This is a genomic window from Streptomyces sp. NPDC005863, from assembly GCF_042871345.1.
Classification (GTDB): Bacteria; Actinomycetota; Actinomycetes; order Streptomycetales; family Streptomycetaceae; genus Streptomyces.
Genome location: NZ_JBIAII010000008.1, coordinates 1 through 18,642, shown reverse-complemented (window position 1 = coordinate 18,642; position 18,642 = coordinate 1). Strand labels below are relative to the sequence as shown.

Genomic DNA, 18,642 nt, shown 5'->3' with positions numbered 1-18,642 from the left:
CTCTGCCGGCACCGTGTCGCGTACGGAGCTTCGTACGGATGGGCGAGACCAGGGCAAAGTCTACCGGCGCTCTTCGTCCTCCCGTGGGGCCTCTCGGCGACGGGACCTCGGAAGGACACGCAGGGCGTCCCCCATGTCGGCGACTTCCATGACCTTCATACCGGCGGGGATCCTGCCGGGATCGGCCGGTACGAGGGCGTGGGTGAAGCCCAGACGGTGCGCCTCGGCCAGTCTGCGCTGCACGCCCGTGACCCGTCTGACCTCGCCCGCCAGGCCCACCTCGCCGATCGCCACGAGATTCTTCGGCAGCGGGGTGTCGCTCGCCGCACTCGCCAGCGCGAGGGCCACGGCGAGGTCCGCGGCGGGCTCGGTCAGCCGCACGCCGCCGACCGTCGCGCTGTAGATGTCGCGCTTGCCGAGGGCCGTGATCCTGCCGCGCTGCTCCAGGACGGCGAGCATCATCGAGACGCGGGAGGTCTCCAGACCGGAGGTGGTGCGGCGCGGGCTCGGGATCTGCGAGTCGACGGTCAGCGCCTGGACTTCGGCGACCAGCGGCCTGCGGCCCTCCAGGGTCACGGTCAGACAGGTGCCGGGGACGGGCTCGGCGCGGCGGGTGAGGAAGAGGCCGCTGGGGTCGGCGAGTCCGGTGATGCCCTCGTCGTGCAGTTCGAAGCAGCCGACCTCGTCCGTCGTCCCGTACCGGTTCTTGACGCCGCGGACGAGGCGCAGGCGCGCGTGCCGGTCGCCCTCGAACTGGAGGACCACGTCGACGAGATGCTCCAGGAGGCGGGGGCCCGCGATCGCGCCGTCCTTGGTGACGTGACCGACCAGGAGGGTGGCCATGCCGCGCTCCTTGGAGGCGCGGATCAGCGCGCCGGCCACCTCGCGGACCTGCGCCATGCCGCCGGGCGCCCCGTCGATCTCGGGCGAGGCGACCGTCTGGACCGAGTCGAGGACCAGGAGCGAGGGCTTGACCGCGTCCAAGTGCCCGAGGACGGCGGACAGATCGGTCTCCGCCGCGAGATACAGGTGGTCGTCGATGGCGCCGATGCGGTCGGCGCGCAGCCGGACCTGGCTCGCGGACTCCTCACCGGTCACATAGAGCGTGCGATGCGTCTCGCTGGCCGCCTTGGCCGCGACGTCCAGGAGCAGCGTGGACTTGCCGACGCCCGGCTCGCCCGCGAGGAGCACGACGGCGCCGGGCACGAGGCCGCCGCCGAGCACCCGGTCGAGCTCGGGCACGGAGGTCGTGCGCGCGGTGGCCTGGCGGCCGTCGACCTCGCCGATCGGCACGGCGGACGAGGTGACCCGGCCGGGGGCGGTGGTGCGGACCGCGGGCGCGCCGTACTCCTCGACCGTCCCCCAGGCCTGGCACTCGGGGCAGCGGCCGAGCCACTTGGCCGTCTGCCAACCGCATTCGGTGCAGCGGTAGGACGGACGGTCCTTGGCGGATTTCGTACGGGCAGCCATGCTCGAAACCGTAACCGAGCCCACTGACAACCCGGCCGGCTCCGCGACGCGCGCTCGCCCCGCGTAGGAGCACAGGCCACGGAATCGGGAGTTCCTGTCCCCTTTTGAGGGATCTGTTCACCCGTAAGGATTAAAAGAGAGCAAGAGGGAGGAACGCGGCTGCATCATCCGCCTAACTTCGCACGGGTGATGAGCAGCAGTCCGGAAACTTCCACGAACGCAACCGGCGCACACCGGGCGCACCGTGACGCGCGCAAGCGCGTGGTGCCCCGTCCGGCGCCCCGGACCGCGCCGCCCGTGCGCTACGAGCCGTATCTGGACGGCCTGTTCACGTACTGCCTCTCCGTACTCTGCGATCACGACGCGGCGACCGCGGCCCTGGGGGACGTGCTCCACCTCGCCGAGCGCCGCGGCACCCGCGGCCCCGAGGCCGCCAAGGACCTCAAGGCCTGGCTCTACGCGCTCGCCCGCTGGGTCTGCCTGCGCCGGCTGGCCGAGGCCAAACGCAGCCGGGAGGGCCGGCACGCGCAGGGTGGTTCCGGCAGTGACGCCAAGAGCAGCGACCCCAAGAGCGCCGCCGACGCCAAGACCGCCGGCGACCCCGGCAACACAGGCCACCCCGCCCCCCACCCCCCGGCATCCGAAGAAACGGCACGGCAGCGGCGCCGCGAACTCGCCCAGCTCGCCTGGCCGGAGGCCGCAGGAACCACCCCCGAACAGCGCGAGGCCCTCGAACTGGCCGTGCGGCACCAGCTCACCCCGGCCGAGGTCGCCGCCGTGCTCGGCATGGACCTCACCAAGGCGCGCGGCCTGCTCGCCTCCGCCGCCTGCGAGGTCGAGCGCACCCGCGCCGCCCTCGCCGTCGTGGAGACCGGCAGCTGCCCCATCGTGGCCCGCCTCACCGGCGACAACCAGCTGCTGCTCGGCACCGCGCTGCGCCGCGAACTCGTCCGGCACGTCGACGACTGCCCGCACTGCCGCCGCACCGCCGAGCGCGCCGGTTCCAGCGCCTGGCCCGGCACCGCCGTCAGCCCGGCCGCGCTCCCCGTCGTCGAGGCGCCCCGCACCGCCCTGCACCTGGCGATGGCGCACGCCCCCCGCGCGCGCGGCGGCGGTCCCCGCTACGACCGGCGCGGCTTCCCGATGGACCCCAAGGACCACGCCGCCCGCCGCGACCGGCTGCGCGCGCGTGCCGTCACCACCACCGTCGTCGCCACCGTGGTGGCCGCCCCGGTGCTCGCCCTCTGGTCCGCCTACCGGGGCGCGCCGCTCACCGGCGAGGGCCACGACGGCCGTTCGGTCACCGCGAGCGAGGACGGTCCTGGCGGCAGCGACCACGCGCGGGACGACTACGAGAACGCGGGCAACGCCCGCAAGGGCCCCGAACCGCGCTTCACCGCGGGCAGCCACTCGCCCGACGTCTCCGTGGAGGTCATCAGCGGCGGCTCGCCCTCGCACTCCTCGACCGGCCCCGGGCGCCTCACCGTCGCGGCCCGGCCGAGCGGCGACACCACCCTCATCACGCTGACGGCGTCCGGGGGTTCACCGGTGCGCTGGTCGGCGAGCGAGGGCGCGTACTGGCTCTATCTGAGCCGCTCCTCGGGGACGCTCGCACCGGGCGAGTCCATCACCCTCCAGGTGTACGTGGACCACTCCCGCGAGCCCGCCGGGCGCTGGCACGCGCGGGTCGCCGTCACCCCCTCCGGGGCGGTCATCTCGATCGACGGGCACGGGGACCGGCGCCCGCCGCACCATCCGGGCCCGCGGCCGACGCCCCGGCCCACCGACCCGGGCCCCTCGCACCCCCACCCGTCGGACCCGGGCCCCTCGGCCCCCGGCCCGTCCGACCCGGGGCCCTCCGACCCCGGCCCGACCCCGGCGCCCACCGACCCGACGCCCAGCCCGTCGGACCCGGGCCCCGGCGACTCGACCCCGCCACCCGGCAGCGGGGACCCGAGCCCTAGCTGACCGGACGCCCCACCGTCGACGGGTCCGCCGGATGCGGGGCCAGCATCGGCAGCTGCGCCGCGAGCCGCTCCTCGCACAGCGCCACCAGCCGGTCGTACCCCTCCTTGCCCATCAGCTCGATCAGCTCGGGGCGGTAGGAGACGTAGACCGGATCGCCCGCGCCGTGCGCCGACGTCGCCGACGTGCACCACCAGTGCAGGTCGTGGCCGCCGGGGCCCCAGCCCCGCCGGTCGTACTCACCGATCGACACCTGCAGGACGCGCGTGTCGTCGGGCCGGTCGATCCACTCGTACGTCCGCCGCACCGGCAGCTGCCAGCAGACGTCCGGCTTCGTCTCCAGCGGCTCACGGCCCTCCTTGAGCGCCAGGATGTGCAGCGAGCAGCCCGCGCCGCCCGCGAATCCGGGGCGGTTCTGGAAGATGCACGAACCCTTGTACGGACGGGTCTGGCGGTCGCCGTCGTCGTCCGTGGAGACCCAGCCGGTCTCCCGGCCCACGTCGTGGTGCTGCCAGATGTCGGGCGTCAGCCGCTCCACGTACCCGGCGACGCGCTTCTCGTCGTCCTCGTCCGAGAAGTGGGCGCCCAGGGTGCAGCAGCCGTCGTCGGCGCGGCCCGCCTGGATGCCCTGGCAGCCGCTCCCGAAGATGCAGTTCCAGCGGGAGGTCAGCCAGGTCAGATCGCAGCGGAAGACCTGCTCGTCGTCCGCCGGATCCGGGAACTCCACCCAGGCGCGGGCGAAGTCGAGCCCCTTCTCGTCCGGCTCCGGGGCGCCGGACTTGCCCTGCTTGGGCAGCTTGGCCGGTGTTCCCGACTTGCCCGGCTTCTCCGCCTTCTGTGGCTTTCCCTGCTTCGTCGTCTTCTCCGACGCGGCCTGCTTGGTCGACGGCTTCCCCGACTTCGATTTGTCGGTCTTCGCCTTTTTCGTCTTTGGCACATCTCCAGGGTATGCGTGCGGGCGGGCGCCCGGGGCCAGACGATCACGCCGCGCGGCGTAGCGTTCCGTACATGAGACTCGGTGTCCTCGACGTGGGGTCGAACACGGTGCATCTGCTCGTGGTCGACGCCCACCCCGGTGCGCGTCCGCTGCCCGCGCACTCGCACAAGGCCGACCTGCGCCTGGCCCAACTCCTCGACCCCGCGGGGGCGATCGGCCCCGACGGCGTGGACCGCCTGGTGACCGTCGTCCGCGAGGCGGTGGAGGCCGCCGAGGACAAGGGCGTGGAGGAGGTGCTGCCGTTCGCCACCTCCGCCGTGCGCGAGGCGACCAACGCCGACGCGGTGCTCGGGCGCGTCAAGGACGAGACCGGCGTCGACCTGCAGGTCCTGTCCGGCGAGGAGGAGGCCCGGCTGACCTTCCTCGCCGCCCGGCGCTGGTTCGGCTGGTCCGCGGGCAAGCTGCTCGTCCTCGACATCGGCGGCGGCTCCCTGGAGATCGCGTTCGGCCTGGACGAGGTGCCCGACGCGGCGGCCAGCCTGCCGCTCGGCGCGGGCCGGCTCACCGCCGCCTGGCTGGGCACCGACCCGCCGGACCCCTCCGACGTGAAGGCGCTGCGACGCCATGTGCGGGCCCAGATCGCCCGTACGGTCGGGGAGTTCAGCCGCTTCGGCGCGCCCGACCACATCGTGGCGACGTCGAAGACGTTCAAGCAGCTCGCCCGGCTCGCGGGCGCCGCGCGGTCGGCGGAGGGCCTCTACGTACAGCGGGAGCTGAAGCGGAAGTCCCTGGAGGACTGGGTGCCGCGGCTCGCCGCCATGACCACGGCGGAGCGCGCGGAGCTCCCCGGCGTCTCCGAGGGGCGGGCGGGACAGCTCCTCGCGGGGGCGCTCGTCGCGGAGGGCGCGATGGACCTCTTCGGGGTCGAGACGGTGGAGATCTGCCCGTGGGCGCTGCGCGAGGGCGTGATCCTGCGCAGGCTCGACCACCTCCCCGCGCCGTGAGGCAGGACCGGAGCGGCGAGACCGTGCCCGAGCCGGGCGGAAGGACCACCGGCCGGTCCGCAGCCGTCCCCGGCCAGGGCGGCAGGAGGCCACCTCCCCGGCGCCCGGAGGGGGCCCGTACGCTGTCCTTCGTGGCAGAACCAGTGGTGCGCATCCCGGATGCGAAGGTCGCCCTGTCGACGGCCTCGGTCTATCCGGAGTCGACGGCGACGGCCTTCGAGATCGCCGCGCGCCTCGGCTACGACGGCGTCGAGGTCATGGTCTGGACCGACCCGGTCAGCCAGGACATCGAGGCCCTGCGCCGGCTCAGCGACTACCACCAGATCCCCATCCTGGCCGTCCACGCGCCCTGCCTCCTGATCACCCAGCGCGTCTGGTCCACCGACCCGTGGGTCAAGCTGCAGCGCGCGAAGGCCGCCGCCGAGAAGTTGGACGCCTCGACCGTCGTCGTGCACCCGCCGTTCCGCTGGCAGCGGCAGTACGCGCGCGACTTCGTCGACGGGATCTGGCGGATGGCCGACGAGACGGACGTACGGTTCGCCGTCGAGAACATGTACCCCTGGCGCTACCGCGACCGCGAGATGCTCGCCTACGCCCCCGACTGGGACGTCACCAAGGACGACTACCGCCACTTCACCGTCGACCTCTCGCACACCGCGACCGCCCGCGCGGACGCCATGGACATGGTCGACCGCATGGGCGACCGGCTCGGCCACGTCCACCTCGCCGACGGCAAGGGCTCCGCCAAGGACGAGCACCTCGTCCCGGGCCGCGGCACCCAGCCGTGCGCCGAGCTCCTGGAGCGCCTGGCCACCACCGGCTTCGACGGGCACGTCGTCATCGAGGTCAACACCCGGCGCGCGATGTCCAGCGCCGAACGTGAGGCCGACCTCGCCGAGGCGCTCGCCTACACGCGGCTGCACCTGGCGTCGGCCGTGCGGGTGCCCCGCTCATGACCCGTGGCGGGCTCACCGGCGGCGAACCGCCGGAGGCCACCGCCCCGCGCCGCCGGGGCCGCCCGTCCCGTACGCAGTCCGAGACCGGGCCCGCGACCCGCGACCGGATCCTCGGCGCGGCCCGCGAGGAGTTCTCCGAACGCGGTTACGAGAAGACGTCCGTACGCGGCATCGCCAAGGCCGCCGGGGTCGACCCGGCGCTCGTGCACCACTACTTCGGCACGAAGGAACAGGTCTTCGAGGCGGCCGTCACCGTCGCGTTCGCGCCCGCCCTCAAGGCGCCCGCCGCGATCGAGGACGGCCCCCTCGACGGCGTCGGCGAGCGGCTGACCCGGTTCATCCTCGGCGTCTGGGAGAACCCCGCGACCCGCGCCCCGCTGCTCGCCATCGTGCGGTCGGCGATGAACAACGACACGGCCGCCGCGGTCTTCCGCCGCCTCGTCGCCGCCCAGCTCCTCGGGCGCATCGCGGGGCGCCTCGACCTTCCGGACGCGGAGCTGCGCGCCGAGCTCGCGGCCGCGCAGCTGGTGGGCATCGCCATGCTGCGGTACGTGATCAAGGTCGAGCCGCTGGCGTCGGCGGACGTGGAGCAGCTCGTGGCGCGGGTGGCTCCGGTGGTGCAGGGGCATCTGACCGGGGACTGAACGGGCGCCCTGACCGGGCGCCGCGGCCGGCGGCCGACCGGAGGCGCACCCCCGGCGGACGTGGTCGCTCAGCGAGACGCCCGTCCCGCCATCCGGACAGCCTGTCCAGATCCTGGAGCGGCGGCGTACGCTCGGCAGCAAGTCATACCCTGCCGCGAAGGCCCCGCCCGGGGCCCACCGAAGGAGCGAGCGACAATGCCCGAGCTCAGGTCCCGCACCGTCACCCACGGCCGCAACATGGCGGGCGCTCGCGCCCTTATGCGCGCCTCCGGTGTACCCGGGGCCGACATCGGACGGAAGCCGATCATCGCCGTGGCCAACTCCTTCACGGAGTTCGTGCCCGGCCACACCCACCTGCAGCCGGTCGGCCGCATCGTCTCCGACGCGATCAGCGCGGCAGGCGGCATCCCCCGCGAGTTCAACACGATCGCCGTGGACGACGGCATCGCGATGGGCCACGGCGGCATGCTGTACTCGCTGCCCTCCCGCGACCTGATCGCGGACTCCGTGGAGTACATGGTGGAGGCGCACTGCGCCGACGCCCTGATCTGCATCTCCAACTGCGACAAGATCACCCCCGGCATGCTGATGGCCGCCCTGCGCCTCAACATCCCGACGGTCTTCGTCTCCGGCGGCCCGATGGAGTCCGGCCGGGCCACCCTGGTCGACGGCTCGGTCCGCACGCTCGACCTGGTCGACGCCATGTCGGAGGCCGTCAACGACAAGATCTCCGACGAGGACATCCTCCGCATCGAGGAGAACGCCTGCCCGACCTGCGGCTCGTGTTCGGGCATGTTCACCGCCAACTCGATGAACTGCCTCACCGAGGCCATCGGCCTCTCTCTGCCGGGCAACGGCTCGGTCCTCGCCACCCACACCGCCCGCAAGGCGCTGTACGAGCGCGCGGGCTCGACCGTCGTCGAGCTGACCAAGCGCTACTACGGCGAGGACGACGCCTCGGTCCTGCCGCGCAACATCGCGACGCACGCCGCCTTCGAGAACGCCATGGCGCTCGACATCGCCATGGGCGGCTCCACGAACACGATCCTGCACCTGCTGGCCGCCGCCCAGGAGGCCGAGGTCGACTACAACCTCGACCACATCAACGCCGTGTCGCGCCGCGTCCCGTGCCTGGCCAAGGTCGCGCCGAACGTCGCGGGCGCGAAGACGTACTACATGGAGGACGTGCACCGCGCCGGCGGCATCCCGGCGATCCTCGGTGAGCTGTACCGCGGCGGCCTCCTGAACGAGGACGTCCACACCGTCCACTCGCCCTCCATCAAGGAGTGGCTCGACACCTGGGACGTGCGCAGCGGCAGCGCGAGCGAGGAGGCCACCGACCTCTGGTACGCGGGCCCCGGCTGCGAGCGCTCCGCCACCGCCTTCTCGCAGTCCAAGCGCTGGGACACCCTCGACACGGACGCGGCGCACGGCTGCATCCGCGACGTCGCGCACGCCTACTCCGCGGACGGCGGCCTCGCGGTCCTCAAGGGCAATCTGGCCGAGGACGGCTGCGTCGTGAAGACCGCCGGCGTCGACGAGTCCATCTGGACCTTCGAGGGCCCGGCCGTCGTCTGCGAGTCGCAGGAGCAGGCCGTCCAGAAGATCCTCACGCAGCAGGTGAAGGAGGGCGACGTCGTCGTCATCCGCTACGAGGGCCCCAAGGGCGGCCCCGGCATGCAGGAGATGCTCTACCCGACCTCGTACCTGAAGGGCCGCGGCCTCGGCAAGGCCTGCGCGCTCGTCACCGACGGCCGCTTCTCCGGCGGCACGTCGGGCCTGTCGATCGGCCACGCCTCGCCCGAGGCGGCGTCCGGCGGCACGATCGCGCTCGTCGAGGACGGCGACCGGATCCGCATCGACATCCCCGGGCGCACCATCGAACTCCTCGTCCCCGAGGAGGAGCTGACCGCCCGCCGCGCGGCGCTCGGCGGGGTGTACGCGCCGAAGTCCCGCGAGCGGAAGGTCTCCGCCGCCCTGCGCGCGTACGCGGCGATGGCCACCAGCGCCGACAAGGGCGCGGTGCGGGACGTGTCGCGACTCGGCTGAGCCGCCGTTCGGGCCCTGAACCGGCTCGAAACCTTTTGGGGCGCGGGCGCGTCCTTGGTGTGAGACACACGCCGAGGGCGCGCCCGCGCCGTTCTTTATGTACGGGGGAGAGCACCGTGAGCGAGAACGTCATCACACCAGAAGTCGTCGAGGAGCCGGCCGGGACGGGTGCCGCCGATGCGACCGCCGTGGTCGATGTGGCCGCTGTGGTCGACGTGGCCGCCGTGGCGGAGACCGTCGAGGCCCTGACCGCCCGGAGCTACCCGGTCGTCGCGGACGTCAACGTCCGCTCCGGCCCCGGCACCTCGTACGACACGGTCGGCCGGCTCCGCGCCGGCGCCCGCGTCACCATCTCCTGCCAGCGGCCCGGCGAGACGGTCACGGGCCCGACCGGCACCTCGAAGATCTGGGACCGCATCGGCAGCGGCCGGTACGTCTCGGACACGTACGTCCGCACGGGCAGCAGCGGATACGTGGCGCCGCGCTGCTGACACCCGGGGCGGCGGTCAGGACGAGCCGAGGGGCCGCCGCGGTCCGGGCGGGGCGGGGGGCGACCCGCGTCAGCCGGACCGCGGCGGCTTCGACGCGTCGTAGGCGAACACCGTGTTCTTGGCGGCCGTCACGACCACCACGCCGCCGACGACGGTCGCGCGCGGGCTGGCGTTCTGCTCGCCCGCCAGGCCCTCCGCGCGCGGATCCGTGGTCGCGAGCACCTCGCCCTTGCGGGTGGAGAGCGTGACGACCCGGCCGCTGGCCGAGCTCAGGTAGAGGGCGCCGTCACCTCCGGCGTCCCCGCTCACCGGCCCCGACAGGCCCTCGACGCCGGTCTGCCGGTCCCACTTCTTCCAGCCGGTCGCCGGGTCGAAGGCGGTGACGATGCCGGTCTGCCCGCTCACGACGACGGTGTTGTTCGCGAGGCCGGGCGTCCCGTAGTACACCTTCGACAGCCGCGAGTACGTGACCTCGTGCGACTTCCGGTCGACCCGCGTGATCCCGTCGTAGCCGAACGTCTCCCAGCCCTTGCGCCGGGTGTGCAGCAGGACCAGGCCGTCGCCGGTGGTGCCGACCGGCTGGACGGGGCCCTGCAGGGAGATGGCCTTGCCGAGCTTCCCCGAGTCCATGTCGACCACGTGCAGGGTGGGGTGGCGCACCATGCTGGCCTCGATCTCGGAGCGGGGCGCGCACATCGCGTACAGCAGGGTGCCGCCGGCCGGCACCGGGGCGCACGCCCGGCCCGCGGGGAACGGCTGCTTCCAGCGCACGTCGCCGGAGTGCGCCCGCCGGGCCTCGAAGCGGTTGTTCGACGCGTCGACCGTCACGACCGTGGAGCCGACCACCACGGCGTCCTGCGTACGACCGCCCGTCACGGCCGCCGACTGCGCGCCGGACGGCACCGACCACAGCTCTTTGCCCTTGTCGGCGTCGACGGCGACGACCTCGGTGCGCGGGTCGCCCGGCTCGTCCTCGGCCGCGAAGCGGTAGCCGAGCACGGTGTCGCCGGTCACGCCCACCAGGTGCATGCCCTGCACCGGGACGCCGGGGCTCTTCTCCGTCCACACGCGGGAGCCGTCGGAGATCCGCAGCCGGGTCGCGACGACCCCGCCGCCCCCGCAGAACAACGCGTCGCCGCGCGCGACACAGCGCAACTCGTCCGGGATGTCCTCGCGCCCGCCCGGCACGGTCTTGTGCCAGGGGCGGAACCCGCCCGGCAGCTTCGCCCCGGCCGCCGCGATGTCGGTGCCCTTGTCCTCCGTACCGCCGCTCCCGTCCGATCCGACGGCCCGCACCACCGCGACCCCGCCACCGATCGCGGCCACGGCCACGGCGGCGGCGAGCACGGGACGCCAGCGGCGGCGCAGCCGGCGGCCGATGAGGGTGCCGGAGTCGGGCGTGGGCGCGGCGGCCGGCGACGGGGTCTTCCGGGACGGGTCGGCGGGAGCAGGCACCGGCGTGTGGTCGTCCGTCGACAGGTGGTGCTGGGTGTCGGTCTCGCGGGTGCTGCGCCGCGGCCCTTCGGCGGGGCCCGTCGCGCCGCCCAGGTCGGCGGGCAGATCCCGCAGCCGTACGAGGAGTTCGTCGGCGGAGGGGCGCGCCTCGGGATCCTTGTCGAGGCACGGCTCCACCACCGCGCGCAGCGTATCGGGCACGGAGCCCAACGACGGCGGCTCGTGCACCACTTGATAGGCCGTCATGTACGGGCTGTCCGCGTCGAAGGGGCCCTGCCCCGTCGCCGCGTACACCAGCAGCGTGCCCAGCGAGAACACGTCGGAGCGCGGTCCGACGCCGCGCGGCGCCTGCAGCTGCTCGGGCGACATGAACGGCGGCGTGCCGATCACCCGGCCCGTCATCGTCAGCGTCTGCTGGTCCGTCGCGCGCGAGATCCCGAAGTCGATGACGCGCGGGCCCTCGGGGGAGAGGACCACGTTGGACGGCTTGAGGTCCCGGTGCACGACCCCGGCGCGGTGGATGTCGCGCAACGCCTCCGTCAGGCCGATGGCCAGCGTGCGCAGCGCGGGGCCGCCGATGGGGCCCTTGCGGGCGATGTGCTGGGCGAGGGTGTGCCCCTCGATGAAGGTCGTGGCCATCCACGGGTGTTCGGCCTCGGGGTCGGCGTCGATCACGGCAGCGGTGAAGGCGCCGCTGACCCGGCGGGCCGCCGCCACCTCCTGCCGGAAGCGGATCCGGAACTCCTCGTCGTCCGCGAACTGCCGGTGGATCAGCTTGATCGCGACGGGGCGCCCGGACGCGGTACGCGCCAGGAACACCGTGCCCATGCCGCCCGAACCGAGGCGCGCCTCGAGCGGGTAGCCGCCGATCTCCTCCGGGTCGCCGCCACGGAGCGTCATGCCCACCGACCTCCCCCGTGCGGTTACGTGCCCTCATGAATGACGCAGCCCAAACTAGCTGCCGGGCGGTGTGTCCTGGCAAGGCGGGGGACGAAAAGGGCGCGCCTGGGCGGGGCGGTGAGCTGCGCGGCGTGATCCTTGGGGGCCGTGGTGCGCTGTCGCCGCCCGCGCGGCAGGCGATAATCAAACGGTGAGCGAAGAACCCCCCGGCACGTCAGGCACGCCAGGCAGTCCAGGCACCCTAGGCACACCTCAGGGCCCGTCCACCGGTGCTGCCCTCGGCACCGCCCCCGGCACCGCCCCGGGCCCGCGGCCCGAGCCCCTCCGCTTCTTCGGGACGACCTGGGTGGACCACGACGGCGGCTACGGCGCACGCCGCGCGGGTGTCGCCGTCGGCTCGCTGGCCGCGGCGGCCGCCGGCTGCTTCGTGCTGCGCTTCGCCTACGAGGGCCTCGCCATCGCGGCGGTGGGGCAGTTCGTGAACCTGCTCGTCGTGGTGATGTTCGCGATCTGCAGCGCCATCGCCTTCCGCCGCACCTGGGACGGCTTCTCCCGCCGCCACGACGCGGCGTCGCAGGCCTCGACGCGCGGCCTGATGACGATCGGCTTCATCGGCAGCCTCTGCGCGTACTTCTTCCGCTCCCTGAAGGAGGCCCCGGGCGAGGGACTGCACCGCGCGGAGTACGCGGAGGCCCGCGAACAGTACGAGAAGCGCACGTCCCGCCGAACGGGCAACCCGTCCCGCAAGAAGAACCGAAAGGGCTGAGAGGGGGGCTTACGGGGCTCGGGCCCACCTCCACGGCTTCAGGCGGCCACCCACCTGGGTTGGCCCACACTCACGGCTTTGGTCCGCCGTCCGGGGTTGGCCCACCTCCATGGCTTTGGTCCGCCGTCCGGGGTTGGCCCGCCTCCACGGCTTTGGTCCGCCCTCCGGGGTTGGCCCGCCTCCATGGCTTTGGTCCGCCGTCCGGGGTTGGCCCGCCTCCACGGCTTTGGTCCGCCCTCTCGGTTCCGGCTCACCGTCCGGGGGCGGCTCACCTTTAGGGTGCGGGCGCACCTTCAGGGCTCGGGCCCGCCTTCAAGGCTCGGGCCCACCTTCAAGGTTCGGCCCCACCCTCAAGGTTCGGGCCTACCTTCGCGGCTCGGGCCGACCCTCAAGGCTCGGGCCTACCTTCGCGGCTCCGGCCCACCTTCGCGGCTCAGGCCCACCCTCACCGCTCTGGCCCACCCGTCCCGCCCCGCGCGAGCATGGCGGGATGACGTCCGCCTCCTCCAGTGCCAACGCCCGCGCCAGCGCCCGCGCCCGCGTCCGCGCCCGCTCCTTCGACGCGGCCGCCGCCCAGTACGCCGCGTACCGCCCCTCCTATCCGCCCGCCCTCCTCGACGCCGTCGAGCGCCTGGCGGGCCGCCCCCTCGCGGACGCCCGCGTCGTCGACGTCGGCGCCGGCACCGGAATCGCCACCGCCCTGCTGACCGCACGAGGCGCCCGCGTCGTCGCGGTCGAGCCCGGCGACGGCATGGCGGAACAGTTCCGCCGCACCCTGCCGCACGTCCCCCTCGTACGCGGCGACGGCAACGCCCTCCCGCTCGCCGACGCCTCCGCGGACCTCATCACCTACGCCCAGGCCTGGCACTGGACCGACCAGGAACGCTCCGTGCCGGAAGCCCTGCGCGTGCTGCGCCCCGGCGGCGCGCTCGCCCTGTGGTGGAACAAGACGGACCACGAGATGCCCTGGCTCGGCGAACAGTCCGCCCGCATGGCCCGCTTCCTCGCCCGGGACGACGAGGCCGACCCCACGTCCGGCCCCACGTCCGGTCACTCAGCCGACCGCACCGACGACCTCACGACCGGGCTCGACTTCCGCCGCGACCGCCTCCGCTGGACCCGCCGCGTCCCGGTCGACACCCACCTCGCCAACCTCGGCACGCACTCGGCCTTCCTCGTCCTCGGCGAGGAACGCGCGGCTGTCTTCCTCGCCGCCGAACGCACCGAGCTGCTCAAGGTCTTCCCGGACGGGATCGTCGAGGAGAGCTACGTCGTCGACCTCCTCGTGGCACTCCGCCCGCCGTCCCCCTCGCCCGCGTGACCGCTTGACGCGCCCCGCCCCCGGGAGGATTATTCATCACATGATGAATAAAGCGAACAAGCGAAGCCCGACAGCCGGCCACCCGCCTCCCCCCGCGGGCACGGACCCCGCCACCCAAACCGGAAGCCCGGCCACCCAAACCGCAAGCCCCACCACCCAAACCGCAAGCCCGGCCACCCAGGCCGGAGCCCCCACCCCCCAGACCGAACCCCCCGCCATCCGCGCCGACACCCTGACCGTCGCCCGAGGCCCCCGCACCGTCCTGCGCGGCCTCGACTTCACCGTGCCCCGCGGCCAGATCACCGGTCTCCTCGGCCCGTCGGGCTGCGGCAAGTCCACCCTCATGCGCGCGGTCGTCGGCACGCAGGCCAAGGTCACCGGCGCCCTGACCGTCCTCGGCCACCCCGCCGGATCCCCCGCCCTCCGCTCCCGCATCGGCTACGTCACCCAGGACCCGTCCGTCTACGACGACCTGACCGTCCGCCAGAACCTCGACTACTTCGCCGCCGTCCTCGACCCCGGCCGCGGCGCCGCCGCCGCCCGCCGCCACGACCAGGTCGGCCGCGTCCTCGACGACGTCGCCCTCACCTCGCACGCCGACTCCCTCGCGGGCAACCTCTCCGGCGGCCAGCGCAGCCGCGTCTCCCTCGCGGTCGCGCTCCTCGGCGCCCCCGAACTCCTCGTACTCGACGAACCCACCGTCGGCCTCGACCCCGTCCTCCGCCGCGACCTCTGGAACCTCTTCCACGCCATCGCCGACCGCGGCGCCACCCTCCTCGTCTCCTCGCACGTCATGGACGAGGCGGAACGCTGCCACCGCCTCCTCCTCATGCGCGAGGGCGAACTCCTCGCCGACGACACCCCCGAAGCCCTGCGCACCCGCACCCGCACCGACACGGTCGAGGCGGCATTCCTCCACCTCGTCGACGCGGCGGACACGGACGCGGACACCGGCGCGGTCACGGACGCGGACACCGGCGCGGACACGGACGCGGACACCGGCGCCGCCCCCGCCGGCGCCGCCCCCGCCGGTGACGCCGACGCCGGCTCCGGCGCCCCCACCGACACTCCAGCCGCGTCCAGGAGCCCCCGATGAACGCCTACCGCACCTTCGCCACCGCCGCCCGAGTCCTGCTCCAGCTCCGCCACGACGTGCGCTCCATCGCGCTGATGATCCTCGTCCCCTGCGTGATGCTGCTCCTGCTGCGGTACGTGTTCGACGGCAGCCCCCGCACCTTCGACTCCATCGGCGCCTCGCTCCTCGGGATCTTCCCCCTCATCACGATGTTCCTGGTGACCTCGATCGCCACCCTCCGCGAACGCACCTCCGGCACCCTCGAACGCCTCCTCGCCCTGCCCCTCGGCAAGGGCGACCTCATCGCCGGCTACGCCCTCGCCTTCGGCGCCGTGGCCGTCGTCCAGTCCACCCTCGCCACGGGGCTCGCCCTGTGGGCCCTCGGCCTGGACGTCACCGGCTCCGCCTGGCTCCTGCTCCTGATCGCCCTGCTCGACGCGCTCCTCGGCACCGCGCTCGGCCTCTTCGTCTCGGCCTTCGCCGCCTCCGAGTTCCAGGCCGTCCAGTTCATGCCGGCCGTGATCTTCCCCCAGCTCCTGCTCTGCGGCCTCTTCACACCGCGCGGCCAGATGCAGCCGGTCCTGGAGGGCATCTCCGACGTCCTCCCCATGTCGTACGCCGTCGACGGCATGAACGAAGTCCTCCGCCACCCCGACGTCACCGGTGACTTCCTGCGCGACGTCGTCATCGTCGCCGCGTGTGCCCTCCTGGTCCTCGCCCTCGGTGCGGCCACGTTGCGCCGCCGCACGGCCTGACCCCACCGACCCCGCCTCCGGCCGACCCGGGCCCCTCCGCGACCGGTGTCGACCCTTGTTCCGCCCACCGGACACCACCGCTGGCTCCGGCACCCCAATGCGAGGATGGTCCCCGGACGACGCAACCCCGGAGGCCACCGTTCATGAGCAGCACCACGAGCCAGAAAGTCGCAGTCCTCGGCACCGGAAAGATCGGTGAGGCCCTGCTCAGCGGCATGATCCGCGGCGGCTGGGCGGCCGCCGACCTTCTGGTCACCACCCGCCGCCAGGAACGCGCCGACGAACTCCGCACCCGCTACGGCGTCACCCCCGTCAGCAACGCCGAAGCCGCCGCGAAGGCCGACACCCTGATCCTCGCCTGCAAGCCGCAGGACATGGCCAAGCTGCTCGACGAACTCGCCCCGCACGTCACCCCCGACCGCCTGGTCATCAGCGCCGCCGCCGGCATCACCACGGCCTTCATCGAGGAACACCTGCCCGCGGGCACCCCCGTCGTCCGCGTCATGCCGAACACCCCCGTCCTCGTCGACGAGGGCATGTCCGTCATCTCCGCCGGCAGCCACGCCTCGGGCGACGCGCTGGCCCACGCCGAGGCGATCTTCGGCGCGGTCGGCAAGACGCTCCGCGTCCCCGAGACCCAGCAGGACGCGTGTACGGCCCTCTCGGGCTCCGGGCCCGCGTACTTCTACTTCCTCGTCGAGGCCATGACCGACGCGGGCATCCTGCTCGGCCTGCCCCGCGACAAGGCGCACGACCTGATCGTCCAGGCGGCGGTCGGCGCGTCCGTCATGCTCCGCGACAGCGGCGAGCACCCGGTGAAGCTCCGCGAGGCGGTCACGTCTCCCGCGGGCACGACGATCAACGCGATCCGCGAGCTGGAGAACCACGGGGTGCGGGCCGCGCTCATCGCCGCGCTGGAAGCTGCCCGCGACCGCAGTCGTGAGCTCGCCTCCGGAAACAACGCCTGACTCTTCTGGCGGGGGCGCCTTGGGCTTGCGTCTCTGCGCCTTGGGTTCGTTTTTGGGTGCGGGGCCGCGGGGGTATGTGCGTACTCGCCATCCACTGTTCGCCACGCCTTGTGGATAGTGGGGCCACCGTGTGCTCGGTGCTCCGTGCGCACATACCCCCGCGTCCCCTTCCGTCTCGTACGCGGGTGCCGGGCCGTGGGGCGTCCGCCAGTTGCCTACGCCGGTTCGTCAGTCGGTGGCAGTAGGCCGATCGCTCGGTAGGCGCCGTCGACCGTTGGCTTGGCCATGGACTTGGCTCGCTCGGCTCCCCGTCGCAATACCTTCTCTACGTACGAGGGGTCTGCCACCAGCGCCTTGTGGCGCTCCTGCACCGGCCTGAGCAGTTCCACCACGGCCTCGGCGGTGTCCTTTTTCAGTGCGCCGTACGACTGGTACGCGCCGCTCAGGGCTTCGGGGTTCCCGCCCTGGCAGGCCGCGAGGATCTCCAGGAGGTTGGAGACGCCCGGCTTCGACTCCCGGTCGAACTCGACCTCGCTCCCGCTGTCCGTGACGGCTCGCAGGATCTTCTTGCGGATCACGTCCGGCTCGTCGAGCAGGTAGACGATCCCGGCGCCGGCGTCGTGGGACTTGCCCATCTTGGACGTGGGGTCCTGCAGGGCCATGACCCGTGCCGCCACCTTGGGCGGGGTGGCCCGCGGGACGACGAACGTCTGTCCGTACCGCTGGTTGAACCGCACCGCCAGGTCCCGCGTCAGCTCGACGTGCTGCGTCTGGTCGTCACCGACCGGCACCTCGTCCGCGTCGTACGCGAGGATGTCCGCCGCCATCAGCACGGGATAGGTGAGCAGCGAAAGCCGCACGCTCCCGCCCCTGGCCCGCTCAAGCACGGACTTCTCCTTGTACTGGATCATCCGCCGCATCTCGCCGTCCGTCGCGACGCACTCCAGCAGATACGAGAGGCGGGCGTGCTCGTCCACATGGCTCTGGACGAAGACGGTGGCTCGCTCGGGATCGATCCCGGATGCGAGCAGCAGCGTCGCCGCCTGCCGACTGAGCCGGCGCACCCGGCCCGGATCGTGTTCGACCGTCAATGCGTGCAGGTCGACGATGCTGAACAGGGAGTCGGCCCGGTACTGGTCGGTCTCGGCCCACTGCCGGACGGCTCCCAGGTAGTTGCCCAGGGTCAGGTGTCCCGTCGGCTTGACCCCGCTGAAGATCCTCGTCATCTCTCCGCCTCCTGGTCAGGACCGCCGGCCCGGCCGCCGGGCTCCAGGTCCTCCGGGGGGAGAAACAAGAACGGCCGCCGAGGCGGCGGCCGTTGAGTACATGCGTATGTACGGCCGCCCTCAGGCGGCCCACCACAGTTGGGCGTACGCACGTGTAGTCACGCCCCCCAGAGTAGACCCGACGGAGGCCCGCTGTCCGGAGTTGACACTCCGAGGGTGCCTACGTAGTGTTCTCCGAGTTGCCCGACGTGAGCGTCGACCACTTGCTGGTCGGTCCCCGGGCGGCCATTCCGCAAGAACCATTCAAGCGATCGACGTCGTGCGCCCTTCCGGGTCTCGCCTTCGGTTTGTTTTCATGCGTATTTGCGAAATGAGGAATCGGCGTTCGAAAGGACGCCCCCGATTAGGTCGGGAGCCGAGATTCCGCTAAAGTCTCACTCGTCGGAACGGCCCAATAGCCGCGAAGACAAGCCCCGCTGACCGGGGGTCAGGCCCGAAAGGATCTGATAGAGTCGGAGCCGCCGGAAAGGGAAACGCGAAAGGCCGAAAGGCCGGAGCGGGAACTGGAAAGGCACCGAGGAAGTCGGACACGAAAGAGTCTGATAGAGTCGGAAACGCAAGAACGAAGAACAAAAAGAAACACCGAAGGGAAGCGCCCGG

15 protein-coding genes are annotated in these 18,642 nt (G+C 72.8%); 11 read left to right on the top strand and 4 right to left on the bottom strand.

What is annotated here, in order from left to right:
* Nucleotides 1–60 precede the first annotated feature (60 nt).
* Complete coding sequence (gene radA / locus ACFYO9_RS25925) at nucleotides 61–1,470, bottom strand: DNA repair protein RadA (RefSeq protein ID WP_358778459.1); 1,410 nt, start codon at nucleotides 1,468–1,470, stop codon at nucleotides 61–63.
* Between the two features lie 186 nt (nucleotides 1,471–1,656).
* Here radA and ACFYO9_RS25920 point away from each other — a divergent pair, with 186 nt between their 5' ends.
* A complete protein-coding gene (locus tag ACFYO9_RS25920; RefSeq protein WP_358778458.1) occupies nucleotides 1,657–3,438 on the top strand; it encodes a hypothetical protein in 1,782 nt (593 codons plus the stop codon).
* Here the strand turns inward: ACFYO9_RS25920 and ACFYO9_RS25915 are convergent.
* Nucleotides 3,431–4,372 (bottom strand): hypothetical protein, encoded by a 942-nt coding sequence (locus ACFYO9_RS25915; RefSeq protein ID WP_358778457.1) that lies wholly within the window; start codon nucleotides 4,370–4,372, stop codon nucleotides 3,431–3,433. The two genes, ACFYO9_RS25920 and ACFYO9_RS25915, sit on opposite strands and share 8 nt — an antisense overlap.
* Before the next feature lie 71 nt (nucleotides 4,373–4,443).
* Here ACFYO9_RS25915 and ACFYO9_RS25910 point away from each other — a divergent pair, with 71 nt between their 5' ends.
* The 5 genes from ACFYO9_RS25910 to ACFYO9_RS25890 all read left to right on the top strand — a co-directional run bounded on the left by ACFYO9_RS25910 (nucleotide 4,444) and on the right by ACFYO9_RS25890 (nucleotide 9,516).
* Nucleotides 4,444–5,376 (top strand): Ppx/GppA phosphatase family protein, encoded by a 933-nt coding sequence (locus tag ACFYO9_RS25910; RefSeq protein WP_358778456.1) that lies wholly within the window; start codon nucleotides 4,444–4,446, stop codon nucleotides 5,374–5,376.
* A gap of 131 nt (nucleotides 5,377–5,507) precedes the next feature.
* Nucleotides 5,508–6,332 carry a sugar phosphate isomerase/epimerase gene (locus ACFYO9_RS25905; RefSeq protein WP_355811253.1) on the top strand — a complete coding sequence of 275 codons (825 nt, stop codon included), beginning with the start codon at nucleotides 5,508–5,510 and terminating at the stop codon, nucleotides 6,330–6,332.
* Nucleotides 6,329–6,976: a TetR family transcriptional regulator gene (locus ACFYO9_RS25900; protein ID WP_358709805.1), complete on the top strand. Its 648-nt coding sequence runs from the start codon at nucleotides 6,329–6,331 to the stop codon at nucleotides 6,974–6,976. Before ACFYO9_RS25905 ends, ACFYO9_RS25900 begins: the two co-directional genes overlap by 4 nt.
* A 195-nt stretch (nucleotides 6,977–7,171) precedes the next feature.
* Entirely contained in the window at nucleotides 7,172–9,025 is a 1,854-nt protein-coding gene (ilvD, locus tag ACFYO9_RS25895) for a dihydroxy-acid dehydratase (RefSeq protein WP_358778455.1), read from the top strand.
* Nucleotides 9,026–9,141: 116 nt separating this feature from the next.
* On the top strand, nucleotides 9,142–9,516 hold the full coding sequence (locus ACFYO9_RS25890) for an SH3 domain-containing protein (protein ID WP_388666613.1): 375 nt from the start codon (nucleotides 9,142–9,144) through the stop codon (nucleotides 9,514–9,516).
* Nucleotides 9,517–9,585: 69 nt separating this feature from the next.
* On the opposite strand, the gene ACFYO9_RS25885 is transcribed toward ACFYO9_RS25890, so the two are convergent.
* Nucleotides 9,586–11,871: a serine/threonine-protein kinase gene (locus ACFYO9_RS25885; RefSeq protein WP_358778454.1), complete on the bottom strand. Its 2,286-nt coding sequence runs from the start codon at nucleotides 11,869–11,871 to the stop codon at nucleotides 9,586–9,588.
* Nucleotides 11,872–12,061: 190 nt separating this feature from the next.
* Here ACFYO9_RS25885 and ACFYO9_RS25880 point away from each other — a divergent pair, with 190 nt between their 5' ends.
* From ACFYO9_RS25880 to proC, 5 genes are all read left to right on the top strand, one after another.
* Nucleotides 12,062–12,637 carry an EamA/RhaT family transporter gene (locus ACFYO9_RS25880; protein WP_358778453.1) on the top strand — a complete coding sequence of 192 codons (576 nt, stop codon included), beginning with the start codon at nucleotides 12,062–12,064 and terminating at the stop codon, nucleotides 12,635–12,637.
* Nucleotides 12,638–13,127: 490 nt separating this feature from the next.
* Nucleotides 13,128–13,958 (top strand): class I SAM-dependent methyltransferase, encoded by an 831-nt coding sequence (locus tag ACFYO9_RS25875; RefSeq protein WP_358778452.1) that lies wholly within the window; start codon nucleotides 13,128–13,130, stop codon nucleotides 13,956–13,958.
* 40 nt (nucleotides 13,959–13,998) lie between these two features.
* Nucleotides 13,999–15,054 carry an ATP-binding cassette domain-containing protein gene (locus tag ACFYO9_RS25870; protein WP_358778451.1) on the top strand — a complete coding sequence of 352 codons (1,056 nt, stop codon included), beginning with the start codon at nucleotides 13,999–14,001 and terminating at the stop codon, nucleotides 15,052–15,054.
* Nucleotides 15,051–15,788 carry an ABC transporter permease gene (locus ACFYO9_RS25865; protein ID WP_358778450.1) on the top strand — a complete coding sequence of 246 codons (738 nt, stop codon included), beginning with the start codon at nucleotides 15,051–15,053 and terminating at the stop codon, nucleotides 15,786–15,788. Before ACFYO9_RS25870 ends, ACFYO9_RS25865 begins: the two co-directional genes overlap by 4 nt.
* Nucleotides 15,789–15,931: 143 nt before the next feature.
* Nucleotides 15,932–16,756, top strand: coding sequence for a pyrroline-5-carboxylate reductase (gene proC, locus ACFYO9_RS25860; RefSeq protein WP_358709798.1), 825 nt, complete (start codon nucleotides 15,932–15,934; stop codon nucleotides 16,754–16,756).
* A 215-nt stretch (nucleotides 16,757–16,971) separates the two neighbouring features.
* On the opposite strand, the gene trpS is transcribed toward proC, so the two are convergent.
* Entirely contained in the window at nucleotides 16,972–17,982 is a 1,011-nt protein-coding gene (gene trpS, locus ACFYO9_RS25855) for a tryptophan--tRNA ligase (RefSeq protein ID WP_358778449.1), read from the bottom strand.
* Nucleotides 17,983–18,642 lie beyond the last annotated feature (660 nt).

Bases quoted from the DNA above. Each gene is read 5' to 3' on its own strand.
- ACFYO9_RS25875 (WP_358778452.1), top strand. From the start codon at position 13,128: ATGACGTCCGCCTCCTCCAGTGCCAACGCCCGCGCCAGCGCCCGCGCC.
- trpS (WP_358778449.1), bottom strand. From the start codon at position 17,982: ATGACGAGGATCTTCAGCGGGGTCAAGCCGACGGGACACCTGACCCTG.
- ACFYO9_RS25885 (WP_358778454.1), bottom strand. From the start codon at position 11,871: ATGACGCTCCGTGGCGGCGACCCGGAGGAGATCGGCGGCTACCCGCTC.
- proC (WP_358709798.1), top strand. From the start codon at position 15,932: ATGAGCAGCACCACGAGCCAGAAAGTCGCAGTCCTCGGCACCGGAAAG.
- ilvD (WP_358778455.1), top strand. From the start codon at position 7,172: ATGCCCGAGCTCAGGTCCCGCACCGTCACCCACGGCCGCAACATGGCG.
- ACFYO9_RS25870 (WP_358778451.1), top strand. From the start codon at position 13,999: ATGATGAATAAAGCGAACAAGCGAAGCCCGACAGCCGGCCACCCGCCT.
- ACFYO9_RS25910 (WP_358778456.1), top strand. From the start codon at position 4,444: ATGAGACTCGGTGTCCTCGACGTGGGGTCGAACACGGTGCATCTGCTC.
- ACFYO9_RS25865 (WP_358778450.1), top strand. From the start codon at position 15,051: ATGAACGCCTACCGCACCTTCGCCACCGCCGCCCGAGTCCTGCTCCAG.
- ACFYO9_RS25900 (WP_358709805.1), top strand. From the start codon at position 6,329: ATGACCCGTGGCGGGCTCACCGGCGGCGAACCGCCGGAGGCCACCGCC.
- radA (WP_358778459.1), bottom strand. From the start codon at position 1,470: ATGGCTGCCCGTACGAAATCCGCCAAGGACCGTCCGTCCTACCGCTGC.